The organism is Streptomyces sp. NPDC002809 (genome assembly GCF_040295435.1).
Classification (GTDB): Bacteria; Actinomycetota; Actinomycetes; order Streptomycetales; family Streptomycetaceae; genus Streptomyces.
Window position 1 is genome coordinate 69104 of the sequence record NZ_JBEOVJ010000001.1, and the last position, 18630, is coordinate 87733.

At 70.9% G+C, this 18630-nt stretch carries 15 protein-coding genes, 2 tRNA genes and 1 other RNA gene; 9 read left to right on the forward strand and 9 right to left on the reverse strand.

The features are described 5' to 3' along the window. Positions 1–9: 9 nt before the first annotated feature. A tRNA-Gly gene (locus ABT025_RS00295) sits at positions 10–82 on the forward strand. 59 nt (positions 83–141) lie between these two features. Here the strand turns inward: ABT025_RS00295 and ABT025_RS00300 are convergent. The 6 genes from ABT025_RS00300 to ffs form a co-directional block, all read right to left on the reverse strand. After that, complete coding sequence (locus tag ABT025_RS00300) at positions 142–1056, reverse strand: phosphoribosylaminoimidazolesuccinocarboxamide synthase (protein ID WP_350988127.1); 915 nt, start codon at positions 1054–1056, stop codon at positions 142–144. Positions 1057–1182: 126 nt separating this feature from the next. Then, positions 1183–2646 carry a N,N-dimethylformamidase beta subunit family domain-containing protein gene (locus ABT025_RS00305; protein WP_350988129.1) on the reverse strand — a complete coding sequence of 488 codons (1464 nt, stop codon included), beginning with the start codon at positions 2644–2646 and terminating at the stop codon, positions 1183–1185. Positions 2647–2827: 181 nt separating this feature from the next. Continuing rightward, on the reverse strand, positions 2828–4561 hold the full coding sequence (locus ABT025_RS00310; RefSeq protein WP_350988131.1) for a hypothetical protein: 1734 nt from the start codon (positions 4559–4561) through the stop codon (positions 2828–2830). A gap of 303 nt (positions 4562–4864) precedes the next feature. Beyond that, entirely contained in the window at positions 4865–6115 is a 1251-nt protein-coding gene (purD, locus tag ABT025_RS00315; RefSeq protein ID WP_350988133.1) for a phosphoribosylamine--glycine ligase, read from the reverse strand. A gap of 196 nt (positions 6116–6311) precedes the next feature. Further along, on the reverse strand, positions 6312–8495 hold the full coding sequence (locus ABT025_RS00320) for a DNA polymerase III subunit gamma and tau (protein WP_350988135.1): 2184 nt from the start codon (positions 8493–8495) through the stop codon (positions 6312–6314). 123 nt (positions 8496–8618) lie between these two features. Continuing rightward, an RNA gene (gene ffs, locus ABT025_RS00325) (signal recognition particle sRNA small type) lies at positions 8619–8713 on the reverse strand. Between the two features lie 133 nt (positions 8714–8846). Here ffs and ABT025_RS00330 point away from each other — a divergent pair. After that, positions 8847–8934: transfer RNA gene (locus tag ABT025_RS00330), tRNA-Ser, on the forward strand. A 68-nt stretch (positions 8935–9002) separates the two neighbouring features. On the opposite strand, the gene ABT025_RS00335 is transcribed toward ABT025_RS00330, so the two are convergent. Together ABT025_RS00335 and ABT025_RS00340 are read right to left on the reverse strand one after the other, a co-directional pair. Then, entirely contained in the window at positions 9003–9284 is a 282-nt protein-coding gene (locus ABT025_RS00335; protein ID WP_350988137.1) for a type II toxin-antitoxin system RelE family toxin, read from the reverse strand. A 4-nt stretch (positions 9285–9288) separates the two neighbouring features. After that, positions 9289–9570, reverse strand: a complete 282-nt coding sequence (locus tag ABT025_RS00340; protein ID WP_350988139.1) for a type II toxin-antitoxin system Phd/YefM family antitoxin — start codon at positions 9568–9570, stop codon at positions 9289–9291. 885 nt (positions 9571–10455) lie between these two features. Between ABT025_RS00340 and ABT025_RS00345 the strand changes: the two genes are divergently transcribed. The 7 genes from ABT025_RS00345 to ABT025_RS00375 all read left to right on the forward strand — a co-directional run bounded on the left by ABT025_RS00345 (position 10456) and on the right by ABT025_RS00375 (position 17871). Next, a complete protein-coding gene (locus tag ABT025_RS00345; RefSeq protein ID WP_350988476.1) occupies positions 10456–11055 on the forward strand; it encodes a SigE family RNA polymerase sigma factor in 600 nt (199 codons plus the stop codon). A gap of 2 nt (positions 11056–11057) precedes the next feature. Continuing rightward, positions 11058–11849: a hypothetical protein gene (locus ABT025_RS00350; protein WP_350988141.1), complete on the forward strand. Its 792-nt coding sequence runs from the start codon at positions 11058–11060 to the stop codon at positions 11847–11849. Between the two features lie 53 nt (positions 11850–11902). Then, positions 11903–12856 (forward strand): hypothetical protein, encoded by a 954-nt coding sequence (locus ABT025_RS00355; protein WP_350988143.1) that lies wholly within the window; start codon positions 11903–11905, stop codon positions 12854–12856. Continuing rightward, entirely contained in the window at positions 12853–14298 is a 1446-nt protein-coding gene (locus ABT025_RS00360; protein WP_350988145.1) for a peptidoglycan-binding protein, read from the forward strand. Before ABT025_RS00355 ends, ABT025_RS00360 begins: the two co-directional genes overlap by 4 nt. Continuing rightward, on the forward strand, positions 14295–14996 hold the full coding sequence (locus ABT025_RS00365) for an ABC transporter ATP-binding protein (protein WP_350988147.1): 702 nt from the start codon (positions 14295–14297) through the stop codon (positions 14994–14996). Before ABT025_RS00360 ends, ABT025_RS00365 begins: the two co-directional genes overlap by 4 nt. A 65-nt stretch (positions 14997–15061) precedes the next feature. Then, on the forward strand, positions 15062–16267 hold the full coding sequence (locus ABT025_RS00370; RefSeq protein WP_350988149.1) for an ABC transporter permease: 1206 nt from the start codon (positions 15062–15064) through the stop codon (positions 16265–16267). Between the two features lie 827 nt (positions 16268–17094). Next, positions 17095–17871 carry an SDR family NAD(P)-dependent oxidoreductase gene (locus ABT025_RS00375; protein WP_350988154.1) on the forward strand — a complete coding sequence of 259 codons (777 nt, stop codon included), beginning with the start codon at positions 17095–17097 and terminating at the stop codon, positions 17869–17871. A 204-nt stretch (positions 17872–18075) separates the two neighbouring features. On the opposite strand, the gene ABT025_RS00380 is transcribed toward ABT025_RS00375, so the two are convergent. Beyond that, complete coding sequence (locus tag ABT025_RS00380; protein WP_502971864.1) at positions 18076–18591, reverse strand: hypothetical protein; 516 nt, start codon at positions 18589–18591, stop codon at positions 18076–18078. Positions 18592–18630 lie beyond the last annotated feature (39 nt).

Below are 18630 nucleotides of genomic sequence, written 5' to 3' on the forward strand. Positions count from 1 at the left end.
TCGGCGCTTGCGGACGTAGCTCAGTTGGTAGAGCGCAACCTTGCCAAGGTTGAGGTCGCCAGTTCGAACCTGGTCGTCCGCTCGATTCAGCAAGAAGCCCCCGGCCTTTCGGCCGGGGGCTTCTTCGTGTGCCGAGAGGCCCTACTTCCAGGGCGTTCCGGTGAGGAGCTCGTAAGCCTCCAGGTACTTGGCGCGGGTCGCGTCCACGATCTCCTGGGGCAGCGCCGGCGGCGGCTGCTCGCTCTTGCGGTCCCAGCCGGATGCCGGGGAGGTCAGCCAGTCGCGCACGAACTGCTTGTCGTACGACGGCTGGGCGTGGCCCGGCTCCCAGTCCGCGGCAGGCCAGAAGCGGGACGAGTCCGGGGTGAGCACCTCGTCGGCGATGATCAGTTCCTCGCCGCCGTCGGCGGTGGGCGCGAAGCCGAACTCGAACTTCGTGTCCGCGAGGATGATCCCGCGCTCGCGTGCGATGTCACGGGCCCGGCTGTATACGTCCAGCGTCGCGCGACGCAGCTGTGCGGCGGTCTCGGCGCCGGCCTGACGGGCCACTTCCTCGTAGCTCACGTTCTCGTCGTGGTCGCCGACGGCCGCCTTGGTGGCGGGGGTGAAGATCGGCGCCGGCAGCTCGGAGCCGTCGACGAGGCCTTCGGGAAGGGCGAGACCGCAGACGGTGCGGGACGCGTTGTACTCGACCAGGCCCGAGCCGGTCAGATAGCCGCGGGCGACGCACTCGACCGGGACCATCCGCAGCGACTTGCAGATCGTCGTGCGGCCGGCCCAGTCCGCGGGTGCGCCGGCGGGCAGCTCCGTGGACAGGACATGGTTCGGTACGAGATCGGCGAGCTGGTCGAACCACCACAGCGAGAGCTGGGTCAGGACGCGGCCCTTGTCCGGGATCTCGGTGGGCAGGACCCAGTCGTACGCGGACATCCGGTCGCTGGCGACCATGACGAGGTCACCCGCCTCGTTCCGGTACAGGTCGCGCACCTTGCCCGTGTGCAGGTGGGTGAGCCCCGGAACCTGCACGGGCTCGGGCTTTTCTACAAATCCGGACACGCTGCCTCCGCGTAGGTTGATCCAGGAGCTGTTCCGATTGTCCCGTATCCGGGCGCGGACGGCTTCGGAGGGGTGCGGAGGGGCGCGGATGTACTGCCGGAGCGGGCCCCGGAGGGCGGCCGGGCTTCAGGCTCGCTTGCAGATGCGGTCGAGGAGGTTGGCGGTGGCCCGCTGGATGCGCGGGTCCACGTGGCCGGGGCGGTCCAGGGCCGGGGACCAGGCGAAGGTGCCGGAGGCGAAGACGAGCGCACCCGACGGGGCCCGGTACAGGGACGTCTCCTGGTGGCGGGTCACGCCTTCGCTGTCCTGGTACGGAGAGTGCGCGAGCAGGATGCGGTTGTCGTGCTCGGGGAGCGTGGTGCGCGGGAAGTAGCGGTCGGCCTCACCCGCGACCAGGCCGTTGATCTCGTCGCCCTCGCCGGCACCGGTCGCGTCCCAGAGCCAGTGCTCCGCGTTCCGCACGACGAGGGGGTGGGGGTCGGGGACCCGGCCCGCGTACTGGATGCCGAGCAGCTGCTGCTCGGGGCGGTCGAGCTCGCGCCAGAGCGCGGGTTTGCCCGGGCCCCGGCGCTTGCGGCAGCTGAGCAGCCGGTCGGGGACGCCGGAAGGCGACGGCGCGAGGCTGACCTGCCAGTACATGGTGTTGGCGGAGAGGAAGACGAGGGACGTGCCGTTGTCGCGGGCGCGTTCGGCGGTACGGCGCATGGGCACCGACCAGTACTCGTCGTGGCCGGGGAAGACCAGGCCCCGGTAGCGGGTGGGGTCGATCCGGCCCGCGTGCAGGTCGCGGGTGTCGGCGTAGGCGATGTCGTACCCGTAGCGCTCGGCCCAGCGGATGAAGTCGTAGGCGTGGCCGACGTGGAGCGGAAGGCCGGCGCCCGCGTAGGGGCGGTCGAAGGAGACGGTGACCGCCGCGTCCTCCTCCCCCAGCAGCCGGCCCTGTTCGTCCCAGGCGTGGTAGAGGCTGGCGCCGGTCCGGCCGTCCTCCGGGTAGAGGTTGTACGCCTGCCAGGTGATGTCCGGGAGCACCAGCAGCAGGTCGGCCGGGTGGTCGTCGCGGACCGTGAACGGAATGTGGGAGCGGTAGCCGTCGACCGTGGTGAGGACGGCGACGTACGCGCCGATCGACCAGTACGTGGGGATCTGCAGCCGCCAGGACTGCCACCAGTGGTGGCAGGAGACCGTGCGGTCGGCGGTGAGGGGGGCCGGCTGGACGATGCCGGAGAGCCGCGGGCTCGTGGTGATCTTGGCGGCGCCGTCACCCCCGTAGTGACCGATCCGGTAGATGTCCACGGAGAACTGCTGGGGCGGGTCCACGGTGATGTGGAAGTCGATCGCCTCGCCCGGGGCCGCGGCGCCGGTGGAGATGAAGCCCTTGATCTGACGGCGGACGTCGTCGGCGGTGCGGGTGCCCCCGCCGGTGGAACCGCGGGGCAGGGTGGGGTCGGCGTACCAGGGTACGACCTGGCCTGTGTCGTCGAAGTAGTTCTCACTGCCGCGCAACCAGGGAAGAGGTCCCTGGCCGAAAGGGTCGGTGACCGCATGCGCGAGGGCACCTGACTCCCAACGGCGAATCTGCTCCGCCCCCATGACGCATCCCTCCCTCAGGCCCCCGGAACAACAGTGGTGCGCCGACTGTCAGCGCCGATCCCCAGCACATCACATAACGCATGCACTCCGTCACCGTTCGTCGCGAATTGACGTGAACGGAACCTAATGTTCCGGATATTGGGTGTCGGTCCGAGCGAACAGCCGCCTGTCCAGACGTGTTTCAGACGAGACGGACGGGCTTGTCGGTACGCACGCCGACCGAGACGAGCCAGGACCGCAGCGGCTCCGCGTCGCCGTCCTCGACAAGGCTGAGGACGGCGGTGCCGAGGTCGGCCCGGCGTTCGCCGTCGACCAGCAGCGCGGGGCCGTCGAGCCAGTCCAGTCCGGGCGCCGCGCCCGCCGTGTCCACGGCGGCGCAGCAGACCATCGCCGCGACGTGGTCCGCGAGCAGCTCGCTCCCCGTACGGGGCGGCTGGAGCGGGAAGAGCGGCAGCGGATCGGGACCCCAGAGGTCCAGCACGTCGCCGCCCACGTCCCCTGCGCCCCCGGTGCCCGGCTGTGGCGCCTGCGCCTCCTCCCGGGCCACGGCGGCGCTGATCCCGGCCGCGAGCTCCTCGCCCCCGTCCCGGCCCGCGGCGAGGTGCTCGACGACGCGCGCCAGTGTGGGCACCCCGGCGCAGGCGCTTTCGCCTGCGGCGCCGACGGCGGGGGGCACGCCCATGGAGTCCAGGACGCGGTGCAGCCGGGCCGCCTCCGTGCGCCATTTCCGGTCGACGACCTCTTCCGGATACTGCTGCCAGTCCACCGGAGCCCAGTCGGGCCCGGTCTCCGCGGGGCCGCCGTGGAAGAGCCGTGCGGCCAGCAGGGACGCCGCCTCGTCGGCCGCTCCCGGCGCCTCCAGAAGGTCGCAGGCGGGGCGCTCGCCGAGCCGGGTGGTGAACCCTTCGGCCAGCCGGTCGCGCCGGGAGAGCTCGGTGAGGGCGGAGACGACGCCCGCGTTCAGCCGGGAGGGCCAGCGCCCCATCCGCCAGGCGGGAAGCGCGACGCGGGTGAGCAGCCGGTCCCAGCCCGCGTAGGCGAGACCGACCTGTTCCTGGGCGACGACCCGCAGCCCGTAGTCCACCGCCTGGGCGCGCGTCGACGCGGCGGCGGCGACACCGCGCTCCATCTCCGCCGCATGGCCGCGACAGCTGCGCAGCAGCAGCCTGGCGATCCGGCCGACGAAGCGGCCAGGCAACCGCAGGACCCTGCGCAGCGTTCCGTGGACGGGTGCGGCGGCATCGGCGACCACGCCGTCCAGCCCGCGTACGAAACGCCGGGCGGCGGCTATGTCGGGTTGGGCGGAGGGACCGGTGCCGGCCACGACCGGGGCGAGCACCGCCCGCAGCTCGGCGACCCGCATCCACCAGAGGAAGGGGGAGCCGATCACCAGCACAGGCGCCGCCTGCACCCGGCGACGGCGTCCCGGACGACGGCCCGGGCCGTCCGCCGGACCGGTCGGGTCCCGGCGCGCGGCCTCCTTGGCCGCCCGGTCCGCAGCCGGGTGGGTGCGGTCCTCCAGCCAGCTGTCGCAGTCCGGTGTGAGAGCTATGGCCGAGGGTGCGGGCACACCGAGCCGCTCCGCCAGGTCACGGACCAGCCGGTAGAGGTCCGGGGCCGCCTCCTCGCTGAGCGGGACGGTCGGGCTGACCGCCGGCTTCGCCCGGACGACCGCGATCGCGACGGCCGCGGCGATGAGAAGGACGACGACGGCGCAGGCCGTCATGGCCCAGCGCACCGCGTCCCAGCCGCTGCCCTCGGCGAAGCCCTGCGCCTCTGCGGCGAACAGCACGACGGCCGACGCGGCCGGCAGCAGTGCCACTGCCGTTGCCCTGCTGCGGATGCGCAGCAGGACGAGAGCCCGGGCGCGCGCTGCCTGCGCACCCAGCTCCTCACCTGTACCGGTACCGGACACGGCCGGACGTCACCCCCTCTGCCCCCACGGCGGTGTTGCTCACTCCCCCACTGTGGCACCCGTCACTGACATCGCAATGCCGGTGGGCCAAGTGCCGGAATGCTTGCGCCGCACCCTAGTTGGGGCTTCGGCGGGCGTCATCCGGATGGCTCAGCCGTCACTCGATGGAATGGCTTTGGGCAAAGGTGCTGACGCGCCGCTGTCCATAGGGCAGCGGCGCGTCAGTGGTGGTCGGAGCGGTACGGCTCAGGTGTCCGTGGCCCTCGCGGAAACGGGTGGGGATCTCGTGGAAACGGGTGGGGATCAGGCCTCCGCGGCCTTCTTGGCGATGTCCGTACGGAGCTGCGAGCCGTCGAGCCGGATCCTGGCCGCGGCCGCGTAGGCACGCTCACGGGCGCCCGCGAGGTCCTCGGCGGTCGCGGTCACCGAGAGCACGCGACCACCCGCGCTGACGACCGTGTCGCCGTCCCGCCGGGTCCCGGCGTGCAGAACGTACGCGTGCGGCGCATCCTTGGCCGCGACCTCGTCGAGCCCCTCGATCGGATCGCCCGTCCGCGGGGTCTCCGGGTAGTTGTGGGAGGCGATGACCACGGTGACGGCGGCCTCGTCCCGCCACTTCAGCGGGGGCAGCTCGTCCAGGGTCCCGTTGGCGGAGCCCAGCAGGACACCGGCCAGCGGGGTCTTCAGACGGGCCAGGACCACCTGGGTCTCCGGGTCGCCGAAGCGGGCGTTGAACTCGATGACCCGTACGCCTCGCGAGGTGATCGCGAGACCCGCGTACAGCAGCCCGGAGAACGGTGTACCGCGGCGGCGGAGCTCGTCGACGGTCGGCTGGAGGACCGACTGCATGACCTCGTCGACCAGCTTCGGGTCCGCCCAGGGAAGCGGGGAGTACGCGCCCATGCCGCCGGTGTTCGGGCCCTCGTCGTTGTCGAGGGCCCGCTTGAAGTCCTGCGCGGGCTGGAGCGGCAGCACGGTGGTGCCGTCGGTGATCGCGAAGAGGCTCACCTCGGGGCCGTCGAGGAACTCCTCGATGACCACGCGGTCGCAGGCCAGCGCGTGGGCGCGGGCCGCCTCGATGTCGTCGGTGACGACGACGCCCTTGCCTGCGGCGAGGCCGTCGTCCTTGACGACGTACGGGGCGCCGAACGCGTCGAGGGCGGTGTCGATCTCCGCGGGCGTGGTGCAGACGTAGCTGCGGGCGGTCGGAACGCCCGCGCCGGCCATCACGTCCTTGGCGAAGGCCTTCGAGCCCTCCAGCTGGGCGGCCTTTCCGGACGGGCCGAAGCAGGGGATGCCGGCGGCGCGCACGGCGTCGGCGACCCCGGCGACAAGCGGTGCCTCCGGGCCGACGACCACCAGCTCGGCGCCCAGTTCGGTGGCGAGGCGCGCGACGGCAGCGCCGTCGAGGGCGTCGACGGGGTGCAGTTCGGCCACCTCTGCGATGCCGGCGTTGCCGGGAGCGCAGTACAGAGCGGTGACGTCGGAGTCGAGGGAAAGAGAGCGGCACAGGGCGTGTTCGCGGGCGCCGCCGCCGATGACGAGGACCTTCACGGGGTGCAGCCTAGCCGCCGGGGCGCGGCGCCCTTGACGGACGCCGCTCCGTGGACACCGCGGGCGCCGGTCCGGGAAGGCCCGGAGAGACGGGCCCGCACGGCCCAGGTGTATTGATCACGATCAAGGGAGACCTGACCGGAATGGCCCCGGCCACCTCGACGATGGCCCCGCCCACATCTGCCTCCCCTGCCCGTTACTCGTTGGTGAACTCCTCGACGACCGTGGCGCCCAGTTCGCGGACGATCAGGTCGTGGCCGGACAGGGCGGAGTCGACGAGGTCGGGATCGTCGGCCTCGGGGGTGTCGTCCTCGGGGGCGACCGACCGGGGCGGTTCGGGAGCGGCGTACGACGAGGGTGCCGGCTCCGGGGCGGAGCCGCCGCCCGGCTGTCGGTGCTCCGGCGCGGGCCTGGGCTCGTACGACTGCGGTGCGGGGGCCGCAGGGTGCTGCGGCGCGGGCGGTGCGGCTGCGGAGGGGCGGCCGCCACCGACCTGCGGGGGCTGACCGGCTCCGCCCGACGGGTCGACGATCGCCTCGATCTTCCACTGCGCGTTGAACCGCTCGGCCAGGGCCTGCTTCAGCACTTCTTCGCTGCCGCTGCTCGCGAAGTTGTCGCGGGCACCGGCGTTGAGGAAGCCGATCTGCAGTGTGGCTCCGTCGAAGCCGGTGACCTGGGCGTTCTGGCTGAGGAGGATCCAGGTGAACCGGCGGCGGCCCTTGACCGCCTCCAGGATGTCGGGCCACATGTTGCGCACCTGCGCGGCGCCCTGCGTCGCGCCCGGGGCGGGCGCGGCGGCGACGGGTGCCGGTGCGGCGGCGGGGGCCGCAGGAGCCGGCGCGGGGGCGGCGGCCTGTGGCGCGGGGGCCTGGCCCGGAGTGGAGGCGGTCGGCCAGCCTCCGGGCCTCCGGCCCTGCTCGGGCGCTGCCGCGGCCGGCCAGGCGCCGGGCCGCTGACCGGCCGCGGGCGCCTCGGCGGGCGGCGCCTGCACGGGGTCGGGCGCGGGAGCCGGCTGAACGGGTGCGGGCGGGGGTGCGTCCCCGCGTGCCGCCGCACGCGCGGCGGCGGGCCCCGATCCGGCGTCCGGCTGCGCGAAGGCGGGCGGCGCGGGGGCCTGAGGTGCGGCGGGGGCGTGCGCCTGAGGTGCGGCGGGGGCGTGGGCCAGCGCCTCCGGCCCGGGGACGTACCCCATCGAGGGCCCCGGCCCGGTGGTGGCGAAGGACGCGCCCCGCTCCAGGCGGTCCAGTCTGGCCTGGAGGGAACGCTCGTCGTCGAAGGCGGCAGGCAGCAGCACCCGGGCGCAGATCAGCTCGACCTGGAGACGCGGCGAGGTCGCCCCGCGCATTTCCGTGAGCCCCTCGTTGACCAGGTCGGCGGCGCGGCTCAGCTCGGCGGCGCCGAAGACGGACGCCTGGGCCGACATCCGCTCGACCACATCGGCCGGTGCGTCGATCAGCCCCTTCTCCCCCGCGTCCGGCACGGCGGCCAGGATCACCAGGTCGCGCAGCCGCTCCAGGAGGTCGGCGACGAAGCGGCGGGGGTCGTTGCCGCCCTCGATCACCCGGTCCACGACCTCGAAGGCGGCGGCCCCGTCGCCCGCGGCGAAGGCGTCCACGATCGAGTCGAGCAGGGAGCCGTCCGTATATCCGAGCAGCGACGTCGCCATGGCGTACGTCACACCCTCGTCGCCCGCGCCGGCCAGCAGCTGGTCCATGACCGACATCGAGTCACGCACGGATCCGGCACCGGCCCGCACGACGAGCGGGAGCACCCCGTCCTCGACGTAGCTGTTCTCCCTGCCGCACACCTCGGCGAGGTACTCGCGCAGCGTCCCGGGCGGTACGAGCCGGAACGGGTAGTGATGGGTACGCGACCGGATGGTGCCGATGACCTTCTCGGGCTCCGTGGTCGCGAAGATGAACTTGAGGTGCTCCGGCGGCTCCTCGACCACCTTCAGCAGGGCGTTGAACCCCGCCGATGTGACCATGTGCGCCTCGTCGATGATGTAGATCTTGTAACGACTCGACGCGGGCCCGAAGAACGCCTTCTCCCGCAGGTCACGCGCATCGTCCACGCCACCGTGCGAGGCGGCGTCGATCTCGATCACATCGATCGATCCCGGTCCGTTGCGCGCGAGGTCCTGGCACGACTGGCACTCCCCGCAGGGCGTGGGCGTGGGCCCCTGCTCACAGTTCAGACAGCGGGCGAGGATGCGCGCACTGGTCGTCTTGCCGCAGCCGCGCGGACCACTGAACAGGTACGCGTGATTGACCCGGTTGTTCCGCAGCGCCTGCTGCAACGGGTCAGTGACATGCTCCTGACCGATGACCTCGGCGAACGACTCGGGGCGATAGCGGCGGTACAGCGCAAGGGACGACACACCTACGAGGTTATCGGGGTCGACTGACAACCGGCCCCGGACCGGCCACACCACCGGCTGCGGGAAACCTCACCACAGGAAATCCGGACGCCGGAAACCCCGGCCCCACCGAGCCCGGGAAACACAAGGGCCCCCCACGCACCCGCCAGAGCCAACTTACCCTTGCTGCCTTCCGGCCCTGGGGGAGTTCAGTCAGATAGCGCCACGTGAGGGGCTGACGCCCACCTTAGCCGATCCCCACCCCCGCGAGTCCACCTCCCCCGCACCCGGGAACCCCGCCGAGGCCCCCCGGAGAGGTCCGAGACGGAACGGGTTCGCGAGCACTCCTCAACGTCTTGTATTGTTTGCCGCGGAGGATTCGCCTAGTGGCCTAGGGCGCACGCTTGGAAAGCGTGTTGGGGGCAACCCCTCACGAGTTCGAATCTCGTATCCTCCGCCATTGCTCTCACCGGGCAATACGTCGAAGGCCCCCGCAGCTTGCTGCGGGGGCCTTCTTCGTGCGTCGGCCTACGGAACCTGACGGTAGATGTCGCGGCGGTTGCCAACGGCAAGGACCCACACGATCAGCTGACCGTCCTCAACGGTGTAGACGACGCGGTAGTCGCCGACCCGGAGTCGCCAGCGGGCGTTGTGCCCCTGGAGGGCTTTGATATCGAACGATGCGGTGTCGCCGGCGTCCAGGGCCTTCTGGAGTTCGGTGAGGCGGTACAGGACGCGGAGGGCATCCGGACGCGGGACCTTGAGCATGTTCCGCTGAGCGTGCGGCGTGAAGCGTGTGACGTACCCCATCACGTCAGCCCTGCTGAGCACGGAGCAGGGCGGCCATTTCTTCGAGCGAGACCGACCCCTCCGCACCCTCGGACTCGGCGTCGTCGGCCAGTTGGTTGAGCCACGCCTCCTCGACACCCTCCGCGATCTCACGCAGGCGCTGGTACTCCTGGATGTCGATCACGACGGCTTCCTGCTTGCCTCGCCGAGTGATGATCGTCGGGGTTTCCTGCCGACGGGCACGATCGATGACGTCAGCGAGATGACTGCGGACATCTGCCATGGATTCAATCACTGGCTCACTCATGTCATGAATGTAGCAGATGTACATGAAAGTCGGGATGGTATGGGAGGCCGCAGCAACATGATCTGTCCGTAGGGAGCACATCGGAGGCGCGGGACAACCCAGGCCGCTCACACCGGGCCGGCACGGGTGTACCGGCCGGCCTTCTGCTGATGCCGCACAGCTTGCAGCCCCGCAGAAGCACCGGCCAGCGATCGCCCACGAGCCGTACCGCTCGGGGCAGTCTCACGCATCGAGACCAGCTGTTCCGGGATCCGAGCGGCCTACGGATCCCGAACAACCGCTCAGCATCCGACGTCTGGCGTGAGCACGGGCTGGGCTCCTGTGGTTGCAGTTCTGGTTGCCTTCACCGGCGTACGGCATCGTTCAGAAGCCCTGCCTGACTCTCCTGAACCGCAGGTCAGGACGTCCCCGCACTTCATCGAACCTCCGGACGAACATTTGGAAAGCGTGTTGGGGGCAACCCCTCACGAGTTCCAATCTCGTATCCTCCGCCATTGCTCTCACCGGGCAATACGTCGAAGGCCCCCGCAGCTCGCTGCGGGGGCCTTCGACGTTGTCCGTCTCATTCGGGTTCTGCGGAGCCCTCCACGGTGGGCTTCACCCGCTCCCGCACAACTCGCCGGATTCGGACCTGTTGGCCCGGCGTTCGGAAACTTCGGGCCGCCTCATGCCCGCCCGGTACCCGACTCCGGCTTTTGGCCCGGCTCAGGCTGGAGATCCCCGGCTTCGAGGGCGCGCCTTGTGGCTCCTTGGACACAGAACCCGCCGCGACGTCCACAAAACTTCTCGAACCAGTGACAACCTCCCGTACGGCCCAGCACGTCAGTACGGCATGAAGTACTTCTCACCGCGCACCGTTGCGGTGCCGGGCGGAGGCGGTCTGTGATCCGGACACCGGACGACCAGGGCGTCTACGCGGTCGGCGTCGGCGGCGACATCGCCATCGAATTCGACGAGTTCGCGCGCAGCCGCCAGGCACAGTTGCGCCGTGCCGCGTATCTGCTGTGCGGTGACTGGCACTTGGCCGAGGACCTCACGCAGACGGCGCTGGCGAAGCTGTACGCGGTGTGGCGCAAGGTACGGATGGACTCTCCCGACAGTTACGCCCGCAAGGTGCTGTTCCGTACGTTCGTGGACGAGACCCGGCGGCGGCGCTGGTGGGAGCGGCCCAGTGCCCACCAGTACGACGTGGCGGCCCCGGCGGACGATCCCGATCTGCGGATGGTGCTTCTGGCCGCCCTGCGGCAGGTGCCCGCGCGCAGCCGGGCGGTGCTGGTCCTGCGGTTCTGGGAGGACCAGAGCGTGGAGGAGACCGCGGCGGCGCTGGGATGCAGCACCGGCACCGTGAAGAGCCAGACCTCCCGAGGGCTGGCGGCCCTGCGCCGCATCCTGGGCGACCGGGCGTCGGCGGCACTGCCCGGGAGCGGGGACCGCGCCGGTGCGGGCATGAAATCCGGGACCGGCTATCTGAAGGCGGGGTGGTGAGCATGGCGGGCAAACATGGCGGTGGCGAGGACGGGTTCGCCCTGGCCGAGGCGCTGGGCGAGGCGCTGGGCGGGCTGGATGCCGTTCCGGAGCCGCCGATGCCGGATCTGGTGTCGGGCGCGATCGTGCAGGGTACGCGGATCCGGCGGCGGCGCCGGATCGGTGCGGCACTGGGCAGCGCGGCCATGGCAGCGGTGGTGTCGGTCGGCGCGTACGGGGTGCTCGCCCCGACGCCGGAGACCAGGCGCCCGCTGCCGGCCGTGGCGCCGACGGTCTGGCATCCCTCGCTGAAGCTGCTGCGGTCGATCGTCCCGGCTTCGGTCGGCACGATCGAGGCCGCGCAGCCGCACCACTCGCGGCGCCCGGCAACGTACTTCCGGCTGACCGACCCCAGGACCGGGCTGGTGAGCGACCTGTACGTGTCGGTGGCGCGGTCCGCCACCGGGGCTTCCCTGCTTCCGGCGAGATGCCGGGAGGGTCGTGGTCCCGAGTTCACCTCCCCGTGGGGTGGTAGCTCGTTCAAATGCTCCGTCAGGTCGACGAGTTCGGGGGACCGTGTGCTGGCCTACTTCGCGGATCCGCGTTTCCTGCCCGCCCGCAAGGACGACCAGGGCGGTTCGTACACGTTCGGCGTCACCCATGTGACAACGGGCGGCTGGGAGGTGCAGGCGCTCATGGGCCCCCATGACGAAAGCGGCAAAGGCCACGTGGTCACGAGCTCGGACTGGTCCGTGCTGACCGACCTGGCCACCGACCCTCGGATCTACGACGCCGTCGAGGCGACCGGCAGTTGACGACCCACTGACGACAAACCGCACTGCACCACGAATGGATATATGGCATGCACATGCCCACGCTTGCCCTACGTAACTCCCTGGTCGCAGCCCTGGCCGTCGCCATGCTGCCGATGCTCAGCGCGTGCGGAGGTTCCAGCGACACGGCCGCCCCCGACGCCGGTTCGGGTTCCACCGTCGACGGCGGTACGAAAACCGTCGACGGCGCCGCCCAACTCACCATCCCGGACGGCACGGACGCCGCGACCAAGAAGATGTACATCGAGGAGAACGCCATCGCGGCCTGCATGAAGAAGAAGGGCTTCACCTACACCCCGCACATGGAGAGTCCGCCGGCCGACGACGGCTTGCTCGACGGGCAGGACTACGCCCTGGAGAAGAAGCTGCGGCAGAAGTACGGCTTCGGCACCTACGCGGCCGCCGCCTACCCCGACGACCCGAACGCCCCCGGCGCCAACACCAAGGGAAAGGTGCACGGGAGGGTCATCACCCCCGACGACGGGGACGAGAAGGGATTCACCCCCGCCCAGCAGAAGAGCTACGCCGAAGCACTGGACGGAATCCCGCCCACGACCGGGACGAAGGTGGAGAGGGAGCAGCTCGGCGGGTGCTCTGCCGAGGGCAGGGCCAAGGCGTACGGACCGGAACTGAGCATCGAGGATCAGATGAAGGAGCAGGCCGAAAGGGAGGAGAAGAACCGTGCGAACGGGCTGGAGCTCAACGGCGACCCCGAGCTGGTGCAGCTTGCACAGAAGTTCGCGAACTGCCTCAAGGCGCAGGGCATTCCGGTCTCCACCACCCAGCCGACCGGCATGTTCAACATGGTGCGGCTCGACCTCGCCGAACAAATGCCGATGCACGAGCAGGAGCTGACCCAGGCGGAGGCGCTGCCTCTGCTCACCAAGGACATCGCCATCGCCATGAAGGACCTGGAGTGCGGCAAGGAATTCCGGGCCGCGTACTTCCCCAAGGACAAGGCCAACCCGTACTGGGGTTCCGGCGCATGAAACACCTCAGCGGACGCAGACAGCTGGGCGCACTGGTCGGCGTGGTGGTCCTGGTGGGCGCGGGCGGCTGGATCGCCGGTACCCAGGTCCATTCCCCCGCCGATGCCGCCGCCGCGCACAACGCGCCGAAAGCCGGCCCGGTGACCGTCGGTGTCCAGCGGCAGTCCCTCATCGCCACCGTGGTGGCGAACGGCTCCATCGAGTTCGCCTCGCCCCAGCCGCTCTCACTGGCCGGCTCCGTGGGCACCGGATCATCCGGCGGCACGGCCGGTGAAGGTGCTGAGCAGCGGGTCACCAAGGCACCGGTCGCCGGTGCCAAGATCAAGGAGGGCGATGTTCTGATGGCGGTCAACGGCCGCCCCGTGCTCGCGCTGAGCGGCCGGGTCCCGATGTACCGCACGCTGGGCCCCGGCACCTCCGGCGACGATGTGAAGCAGCTCCAACGAGCCCTGCGACGGCTCGGTTTCGAGCCCGGCGCGATCAGCGGCAACTACGGCCAGGGCACCGCGGCAGCGGTCACCCAGTGGTACGCGGACAAGGGATACCAGGCGCAGCAGCCGAGCCCGGACGAACAGCAGCAGCTCGGCCAGCTGCAGCAGTCGGTGTCCTCCGCCCAGGAGACGCTCCTCACGATCACCGGCAGCGAAAGCACCGGCGGGACGCAAGCCGCCCCCAAGAAGGACACGGACACGGACGGCAACAGCAACAGCAACGACGGGGCGATCCGGAAGATCCAGCTGGAGTCCGCCCAGAAGTCGCTGGCCTTGGCGAACGCCGCCCTCAGCACCTATCAGACCACTTACGGAACCAAGGTCCCCGCCGGTGAGGCCGTCTTCTTCCCGGAGCTGCCCGTACGGCTGGACAAGGTGACGGTGAAGACCGGGGATTCCGCGTCCGGCCAGATCGGCACCGTCACCGGGTCCGAGCTGGTGGTCCAGACAGTCGTGCCCGGTTCGGACGGCAAACTGCTCAAGAAGGGCATGACCGTCGAACTGACGACGGCGGGGGGCGAGAAGACCCGGGGAACCGTCTCCGCGCTCGGCGCCGACGCCGCGCCCTCGACGGCGGAGGGCGACGGCGAGCAGCCCACGGGGGAGACGTCAGGGGGCGCCGAATCCGCCGAGGAGGCCCCGGCGGCCGGCGACCCCTCGGCCCCGGTCCCGCTGCGGATCTCCGTACCCGACCCCGGCCCGCTGGCCGGTCAGGCCGGGGCCTCGCTGAAGGTGACCATCGAGATCGGCGCCTCGGACGGCAAGGTGCTGACCGTGCCGCTCGCCGCGATACGGACCTCGGCCGACGGAAAGGCCCGGGTGCAGGTGCAGCGCGACTCCGGCGTCAGCGATGTACAGGTCACCGTCGGGCTGTCCGCGGCCGGCCTCGTCGAGGTGAAGCCGGTCGGCGGCGCACTGAAGCAGGGCGACCACGTGGTGGTGGGCAGGTGACTCCCGGCCCGGACGTCGTCATCGAACTCAGCGATGTGGAGAGGACCTTCGACACCGAACCGCCCGTACACGCTCTGCGCGGCGTGAATCTGACCGTACGGCGCGGTGAGCACCTCTCCATCGTCGGGCCCTCCGGATCCGGCAAGTCGACCCTGCTCAACACACTTGGCCTGCTCGACCGGCCCACCGCCGGCTCGTTCCGGCTCGACGGGGTGGAGACCACCGGGCTCGGCGACCTCGAACGCACCGCGCTGCGCGGCAGCCGGATCGGGTTCGTCTTCCAGTCCTTCCACCTCCTGCCCTACCGGACGGTGGACGAGAACGTCATGGTGGCCGAGGCGTACCGCAAACCGCGCCCCGGACACGAACGCGGCACCCGGCTGGACCGTGCCCGCCAGGCGCTGGAGCGGGTCGGGGTGGGGCACCGGTCGGGCTTCCGGCCCGACCGGCTGTCCGGCGGTGAACGCCAACGCGTCGCCATCGCACGGGCCTTGATAGGCGACCCCGCACTGCTGCTGTGCGACGAACCCACCGGCAACCTGGACAGCGAGAACACCCACTCCGTACTGGAACTCTTCGACGACCTGTGCGCCCAGGGCATGACACTCGTCCTGATCACCCACGACGAGGCGGTCAGCCGCCGGGCGAGCCAGCGCGTCCGCATCACCGACGGCCGCCTCACCCCGGAGGCCGTATGACACGCGGGAAACACACGACGCCCGCGCCCCCGGCAACGGCCGGGGCACGCGCCGAACGCCCCCGGATGGACCCACGGGACCTGTGGACGGAAGCACTCGCCGGCGTCCTCGCCCGCCCGATGCGATCCGCGTTGACCACACTGGGCACGGTGCTCGGCATCACCACGCTCGTCACCACCATCGGTGTGGCCTCCACCGCGGGGAACCAGATCGTCGGCCGGTTCGACGCGCTTGCCGCGACCTCGGTGACCGTGAAGGTACCGCGGGCGCAGCCCGGCTCGGTCGACACCGGGCCACTGGTGGACTGGTCGGGGACCGAAGCGGTCCGGCGGCTGGCCGGGGTGGAATCGGTCGCCGCCCTCGGGGACTCCGCCACGACCAACAGCGTCCAGGTCCGGGCCAACGACGTGAACGCACCCGGCGACGCCTCCGGACAGACCCTGGCCGTCGTCGCCGCCTCGGCCGGGCTGCCCGCCGCCGTACGCGGCACGATGACCGCGGGACGGTTCTACGACGCCGGCAACCTCGCCCGGCACGACCAGGTGGTGGTGCTCGGCGACCAGGCCGCGCAACTGCTCGGCATCAGCCGGGTGGAGGATGCTCCCGCGGTCTTCTTCAAGGGCCAGTCGTACACGGTCATCGGCATCCTCGGCGGCATCGAGCGGGAGCAGCGCCTGTCCACCGCCGTCATCATCCCGCCCACCACCGGCGCGGACCGCCTCGGCCTGGGAGACGTCAGCCTCGTACTGGTCAACACCGCGCTCGGGGCGGCCGAGCAGGTGGCGCGCCAGGCACCGATCGCCCTGGCGCCCGGGCACCAGGACTCGCTCACCGTCGTGGCGCCGCCCGACCTGTCCAAGGCACGTGACGGCGTCCAGAACGACGTCAACGGCCTCTTCCTCGTCCTCGGCCTGGTCTCGCTGGTGGTGGGTGCCATCGGCATCGCCAACGTCACCTTGGTGACGGTGATGGAACGGGTCGGGGAGATCGGACTGCGGCGCGCTCTGGGCGCGTCGAGGCGACAGGTGGCCGGCCAGTTCCTGCTGGAGTCGACAACCATCGGCCTGCTCGGCGGCATCGTCGGCGCGACCCTGGGCATCGCAGTCGTGGTGTGCGTCGCCGTCGTCAAACAGTGGACCCCGGTACTCGACCTGACCTTGGCCTTCGGCGCCCCGCTCGCCGGAGCCCTCGTCGGCCTGCTCGCCGGCCTCTACCCGTCGCTGCGCGCCGCCCGCATGGAACCGGTCGACGCGCTGCGCGCACCGTCGTAGCGCCCTGCCGGGCTCCCGGGACGCCCGCGACGTGCTGATGCCTGCGCCCTGGGGACGTGCACGGTCACGTTGTTGACTGAGGAAAACGGACGGGCATTTCGGGGGCCGGTATGGGCCTCTCGTGCAGAATCGTGGTCGGACATCACAGGTGCGCTGGAGACAGGTCCCTCTGAAGGCCCTCATCTGACCACGCGTGCGAAGGAAGCAGGGGCGTTTCCGTCGCTTGCCCGACAAGCTCCTTGATCACGACAGAATCGGGACGGGCACGCACGCCCTGGTCTCGGTTTTGGCCTCATTCGCCTCCGTCCGGGACCGTCCACCACGATGCGTCCAGTCCCCTCCGCCCCAGGTCAGGACGAATACGCTCCGCGCCGGACGGGCATACGAAGAAGGCCCTGACCGGTTTCGACCGGTCAGGGCCTTCTTCGTAGGAACGAATACGAAGCCCGAGCGGTAGGCGGTGCGGCGGCGATTGCCGAGGGCGCTCCTGATCCAATCGATCAGCCGACCTCCCCGGCTTCCGGCCTCGACCGGCAACGGCGGGCAGGTTCCACAGATCGCAGTAAGGCCGCACCGGCTCGGGGCCCTCAGCGACCTGCTCCGGTCCCCCTTCAACTTCAACTTCAACTTCAACAGCGTCTCTGCCCACCGGGCCGGATCAGGATGACGGCGGTGTGCTCCTCGGCAGCGCAGCCGACAGGCACGAGGGCTTCCGACAGGCACGAGGGCTTTCTGACACCACTTCCGCGACTCCTTCAGCTCGTTCTTGTTTCCTCGTCGGCCTCGGCGCGACTAACTTTGGGCAACTCGACGAGGGTGGAGGGCACATGGCTGGATTGAGCAGGCTCGATGGCAAACGGACTCTGGTGATCGGCGGTGGCGGGGGCGGTATCGGCCGGACCATCGTCCGTTCCCTCGCAGCCGCCGGGGCGACAGTCGCAGTGGCCGACGTGGACGCCGCGCGGGCGGTCGAGGCGGCGGACGAGTTGCGTGCGGCCGGGCACGTCTCCCATGCGCTGAGCGGCGACGTCCGATCCAGCGAGCAGCTCGAGGACCTGATCGTCGGCGCGGCCGAACGGCTCGGCGGGCTGGACATCCTGGTCACGGTGGTCGGCGGGCAGGTCGCGTTCGTACCCGCGGTCAGACTGCACGAGATGACCGACGAGGACTGGGACACCGTCTACGACGTAAATCTGCGCTACGTGGCTCGCGCGGTGCGGCGCGTGCTGCGGCTGTTCCTGGAACAGGGCACCGGCGGGAACATCGTCAGCATCGGCTCGGTCACCGGATTCATGGCCGCTCCGAAGCAGGCCGGTTACGGTGCGGCCAAGGCCGGCCTGTACAGCCTGGCGCGGACAGTCGCCGCCGAGTACGCGGCCGACGGCATCCGGATGAACGTCGTCGCAGGTGGGGCGATCAACACCGCTGTCAACGCCGCCCCCTCCGACGAGTGGGTCCCGGAAATCCCGGCAGGCCGCTACGGCACGTCGGAGGAGATGGCTGCCGCGGTCGTGTACCTGGCCTCGGACGAGGCGCGCTACATCACCGGTCAGCAGATCGTGCTGGACGGTGGGGTCTCGGTCCGCGGCCCATTCCCCGAATAGACCGGGCACGAAGGCGGCCCGGGCCTCTTCCCGCCCCGGATCGCCGACGCTTCCGGCTCGCGGGGGCCTTCGGCGTCGGTTGTTGCGACCGGCGCGGGCCGCCCCGGTGAAACGACGGGAATGCGCCGCGTGTCGCCCACTGCCGGAGGCCACAGGCCCGGTCGGCGGCGAGCCGAATGGGCCCGTGGCGCCCGGAAGCCGGGATCACACCTTGCGAGCGCGTCCCAGGCGGAGGGCCGAGACGAGGAAGAAGACACCGCCGAGGAGTGCGTAGCCGGCCAGGCTGTCCAGGGAGGCGCCGTCCTTGGCCGCCTGGGCGAGGAACGAGGCGCCCGCGAGGGCGGAGATGGCGCCGCTGGCGATCATCGCCCATTGGCCGCCGAGTCGGCGTCGGGCGGCGCCGACGATGAGCTGGACGATCCCCGCGGCGACGGCCCACGTGCCCCAGATCCGCAGGACGGCCGGGATACCGGAGGTGGCGGCCACGGCCAGGCCGATGCCGGTGAGGGCGTTGAGCGCGATGTTCACGTAGAGGGCGCGCATCGGCGGGCCGTTCCTGTGGGCGGACCTGATGTCGACGGCCGCGCACGCCACGTCGAACAGCGGGTAGATCACCAGCAGCACGGCCGTGAGCGCGCCAAGCGGGCCGTCGGTGGCGAACAACAGGGCGGCACAGCACAGCCCGAACGGTCGACGAGATGTTGGCTGCCCCGACCGCACGCGGTGACGCTGAGCGGTACGTCACCGGGGTTCAGCGAG

Excerpts from the sequence above, each read along its gene's own strand:
- ABT025_RS00335 (WP_350988137.1), bottom strand. The coding sequence starts at position 9,284 with ATGGGGTACGTCACACGCTTCACGCCGCACGCTCAGCGGAACATGCTC.
- ABT025_RS00375 (WP_350988154.1), top strand. The coding sequence starts at position 17,095 with ATGGCTGGATTGAGCAGGCTCGATGGCAAACGGACTCTGGTGATCGGC.
- ABT025_RS00360 (WP_350988145.1), top strand. The coding sequence starts at position 12,853 with ATGAAACACCTCAGCGGACGCAGACAGCTGGGCGCACTGGTCGGCGTG.
- ABT025_RS00340 (WP_350988139.1), bottom strand. The coding sequence starts at position 9,570 with ATGAGTGAGCCAGTGATTGAATCCATGGCAGATGTCCGCAGTCATCTC.
- ABT025_RS00305 (WP_350988129.1), bottom strand. The coding sequence starts at position 2,646 with ATGGGGGCGGAGCAGATTCGCCGTTGGGAGTCAGGTGCCCTCGCGCAT.
- ABT025_RS00355 (WP_350988143.1), top strand. The coding sequence starts at position 11,903 with ATGCCCACGCTTGCCCTACGTAACTCCCTGGTCGCAGCCCTGGCCGTC.
- ABT025_RS00350 (WP_350988141.1), top strand. The coding sequence starts at position 11,058 with ATGGCGGGCAAACATGGCGGTGGCGAGGACGGGTTCGCCCTGGCCGAG.
- ABT025_RS00370 (WP_350988149.1), top strand. The coding sequence starts at position 15,062 with ATGGACCCACGGGACCTGTGGACGGAAGCACTCGCCGGCGTCCTCGCC.